At 37.9% G+C, this 3,489-nt stretch carries 6 protein-coding genes and 1 pseudogene; all 7 read right to left on the bottom strand.

From position 1 onward, the window contains the following. Positions 1-195, bottom strand: a pseudogene (locus ACQY2K_RS07970) (hypothetical protein); the annotation flags it as partial. Next, positions 188-772 carry an FAD-dependent thymidylate synthase gene (gene thyX / locus ACQY2K_RS07965; protein ID WP_428041420.1) on the bottom strand — a complete coding sequence of 195 codons (585 nt, stop codon included), beginning with the start codon at positions 770-772 and terminating at the stop codon, positions 188-190. The gene thyX and the pseudogene ACQY2K_RS07970, both read right to left, overlap by 8 nt. A gap of 344 nt (positions 773-1,116) precedes the next feature. Continuing rightward, positions 1,117-1,491 (bottom strand): hypothetical protein, encoded by a 375-nt coding sequence (locus ACQY2K_RS07960; protein WP_428041419.1) that lies wholly within the window; start codon positions 1,489-1,491, stop codon positions 1,117-1,119. Between the two features lie 3 nt (positions 1,492-1,494). Then, entirely contained in the window at positions 1,495-1,788 is a 294-nt protein-coding gene (locus tag ACQY2K_RS07955) for a hypothetical protein (RefSeq protein ID WP_428041418.1), read from the bottom strand. Continuing rightward, positions 1,789-2,178 (bottom strand): hypothetical protein, encoded by a 390-nt coding sequence (locus ACQY2K_RS07950; RefSeq protein WP_428041417.1) that lies wholly within the window; start codon positions 2,176-2,178, stop codon positions 1,789-1,791. It lies immediately after the preceding gene. Then, on the bottom strand, positions 2,175-2,981 hold the full coding sequence (locus ACQY2K_RS07945; protein WP_428041416.1) for a DNA-methyltransferase: 807 nt from the start codon (positions 2,979-2,981) through the stop codon (positions 2,175-2,177). Before ACQY2K_RS07945 ends, ACQY2K_RS07950 begins: the two co-directional genes overlap by 4 nt. Continuing rightward, positions 2,978-3,133 carry a hypothetical protein gene (locus tag ACQY2K_RS07940; RefSeq protein WP_428041415.1) on the bottom strand — a complete coding sequence of 52 codons (156 nt, stop codon included), beginning with the start codon at positions 3,131-3,133 and terminating at the stop codon, positions 2,978-2,980. The genes ACQY2K_RS07945 and ACQY2K_RS07940 overlap by 4 nt, the downstream gene beginning before the upstream one ends. Between the last annotated feature and the right edge of the window lie 356 nt (positions 3,134-3,489).

Raw genomic sequence — 3,489 nt, 5'->3', positions numbered from 1 at the left:
CATTAATGCAGAAAAGGTTTGTAACCGATACGCAGAACTTTGAACTTGCTTCATTTCTTCCCGTACTCGGGTTAAGATAAACTGCTTGTGTCGTTGTTGCAACGCCGCTCTCTTGCACTTTACAGAACAGTATTTCTTTTTATCCCGCCGTTTACAGTTAGATAAAGCCTTTCCACAAATCACACAGTTATCCATTGATTAAGTCCTCCACCAACCAAGGCCATTTGCTTTGGCAGATTTTCAAAATCTCGCGAGCCACATACTGCACTTCCCATTGAGCGCGTTTGCTTAACCGAAGTTCCAGGAAATGTCTTAATGCACGAAAGTTCATTGTTACCGTCATATTGCAAGTCATACCCAACGGCAGAAACATACGGGCATCTTCTTTCGGCACATCGTTTTGTACCAGTTTCTTATAGAAGTCTTTGGCCTTGCTAACGAAATCCACACAACTGTCATCTGTCATTAAAGCCTTAATAGGCATTACAAATTCGTTGTCCGCTACATCTACATACCGCATACTTTGAACGCAGTAAGAACAGCCGATACGGTGTCTTACTATTTGATTTTGGCATACTCTGCTGATACCGCTGATATCAAAAGTAGCAATCGCATTTTCCAAAGTGCTAGTGTGTCCGCTTTTGATAAGTCCTTTCACAAAGTCCGCTCTCTTGTTTACTTTGTCTTTCGCTCTGCTATTATAACAGGTTCTGGCGCACACAGAAATAACATACAAAGGGTCAACCGTACTGTCTAACAATTCTACTTTCATTTGCTCTGCTCCTTTTTTCTACCTAACAACTGATAGTTTACCAAGGCTCTATAATTACCTTGCATATTCTTATACAAATCGTTCTGTGCCATAATCATACGCTCCCTGTTATTGATTAGATACCAAGTATCAGCAATAACATTTTATATCTTATTGTTTTTATCTACTACCGCAAACCAATATGTATATTTGGCTTTCTTTTCCGTTTCTTTTTTAGTCATATTAATCCCTCCAAAATCTGTGGGGTCCACAAATTGTTTACCACTCCTCGCTAATAAACCACCAAATTATTACGCCAATACACCACAGCGCAAAGATGATACCGATAATGTCTAATATTATGCTCATTTATCTTTCGCCTTATCTTTCAGATACTCTTTGGTTAAGTCCAATAATTGATTGGATATATCCAGAGTCTTGCCGCCGATTTGCTGTATCTTTTCATTGTTTGCAATAGCAGGCACTACATAAATAGCAGCCATTTGGTTTGTGGACGGTAAAAAAACCCTAACAGCACCAAAAAATATAATACCTATCATGGCTAAAAGAAAAGATATACCAGCATATTTTTTAACCTTTACATTTTCCATTTCGTTTGCATTACAAAATATCAGTACTGAAAGAAGCATACAAGCCAGCAATACGCCACACATAAGAACACAACCACCAATAATATCATCTAACTTTAACAGCCAGTACATCTGCATAGGTGTAATCATATTTTATTCCTCCTGTTTATTAATTTCATCTTTTATCTTTTGCTCATCTTCCAGAAAAGCCAAAGCGTATTCTGTTTTTTTACGCACAACTTTTCCTAGTAAGTTACAATGATGTGCACATAAATCAAGTTTGCAACCAAAATACTCGTAGTCGTTGTCTAATGTTAATGTTCCGCCTATATTATATACTTTTTGATACTCAATGGTAACAAAAGGCAGGACAGCCTTTTTTTCTATTGTCTTACCGCAAATATCGCAGTAAAACACGTCTTTTTTTATCGTTATTTGCTTTTTCATCTATTCCTCCCAAGGGGCGACGATGTCAAATGCATAAGGTTTGTCGTCATAAAAACGCCCGTATTTTGTAACAGCATAAGCATCTACCTTTCCAAGAACTGCGATGACATAGGGGAAATGCTCATCTTGCTGGCGTGATACAAGCCACGCCTTTCTGCCGTCTCTCGTTTTGTAAAACTTACCTACTTCCAGTTTGAGCGGATTGGGGTATTCAACATATAAGCCATAATCGTTACATATTGTAGGCGCAAGGTACCATTGTTCTTTCTTCCGCCAAAAAATAACTCCTTTGTACATTTTGTAGATATAACCTTCGTCGTCACTCACTACTTTTCCAGCCTGTAAAGCGTCAATAACTTCTTCCGGCGTTTTTAAATATCTTTTAGTCATTTTGTTTCCTCCAATTCAAATAAGCATTTCGGCTCTCTTTCTATTCTTTCTTTTGCGATATCAAAGTATTGCTTATCTAACTCAATACCGATGAAATTACGTTTTAAATTTTTGCACGCTACCCCAGTAGTACCACTACCCATTGTGAAGTCAAGTACCGTATCGCCCTCATTAGTGTATGTTTTGACTAGATACTCCATAAGTGATACTGGTTTTTGGGTATGATGTAGCCCCCTAGCACCCCTTTCTCTATTATTAAATTTCTGGACACTAGATGGATACCTTAACTCTTTATCATACTCCTTACCTGCATTATTTCTACTAATATTTCCCATTGTTTCATTTGAAGTGGTGCTATTGGTATGATAAGGGTTGTTTAATCTTTTTTTACCATTTTCACTCCTTTCTTGCATAACTGGAAAATAATTTACTCTATGCCCTTTTTGCCCAAAAACTAAAATATTCTCGTGCTCTTTTATTGGCATATATTTAGCAGTAACAAAATTACTTCCTGCTACTTTTTTATAAATCCACTCATACTTAACCCCTTCGTGATGAACTATATTTTGCGTTATCAATTCACTTGTAAATGGTTGGGAAGCAAACAAAACTATCGGTGTATGTTCGTCTTTTCGCAATTTATACAAGCATTGGAACATTTCGTAGATTGGTATTACTGCATCCCACTTGCACGCAGTAATACCGTAAGGCGGGTCGGTGATAATTGCGTCTACTTTAACGCCCTCTTTAATAATTCGTTCCATTACTTCCAAACAATCCCCATTATATAACTGTATGTTCATTTCTTTATCTCCATACAAGGGCATTTCTGTATTGCCAACATTCTTTCTTCGTGCTCTTGTATTCTGGCTGAAATTCCAATAGTAAATGCACCAATCGTCATTAAAATAAGAAGACCACAAAAAAACCTCAAAAACAATTCATTATCTTCCATAAATACCTCCTAAATTTCGTCAGCCAAGCCACCTCGCTTCCTGTGGCACCGCCTAATCTATCCCATATTCAAGGGTGGGCTAATGATTAACCGTTATGGGCTTTATAGAACGATTAAACAAAACTCCCACGGAGACTGTCCTTCCTTGCTCCTTTTTGGCTGACCAGTCAAATCTATTGCCTAGTAATCGCCCTCGTCTAGGCCACGAGGATTGCACCGTGTAAGTAATTCGGCTGGATTGCACAATTATACCCATTGTGCCCAAGGTTAAATCTTTATTTTTTACTTACTTCTTTTGGCAAGACGGTGCTTCCATTCAACGTGCAATTCTTTACTGCCAACAAAACATCAAACGC

The organism is Candidatus Avelusimicrobium fimicolum (assembly GCF_021632165.1).
Lineage (GTDB): Bacteria > Elusimicrobiota > Elusimicrobia > Elusimicrobiales > Elusimicrobiaceae > Avelusimicrobium > Avelusimicrobium fimicola.
The sequence above is the reverse complement of the archived record's forward strand: the minus strand, read 5'-3'. Positions and strand labels throughout refer to the sequence as shown.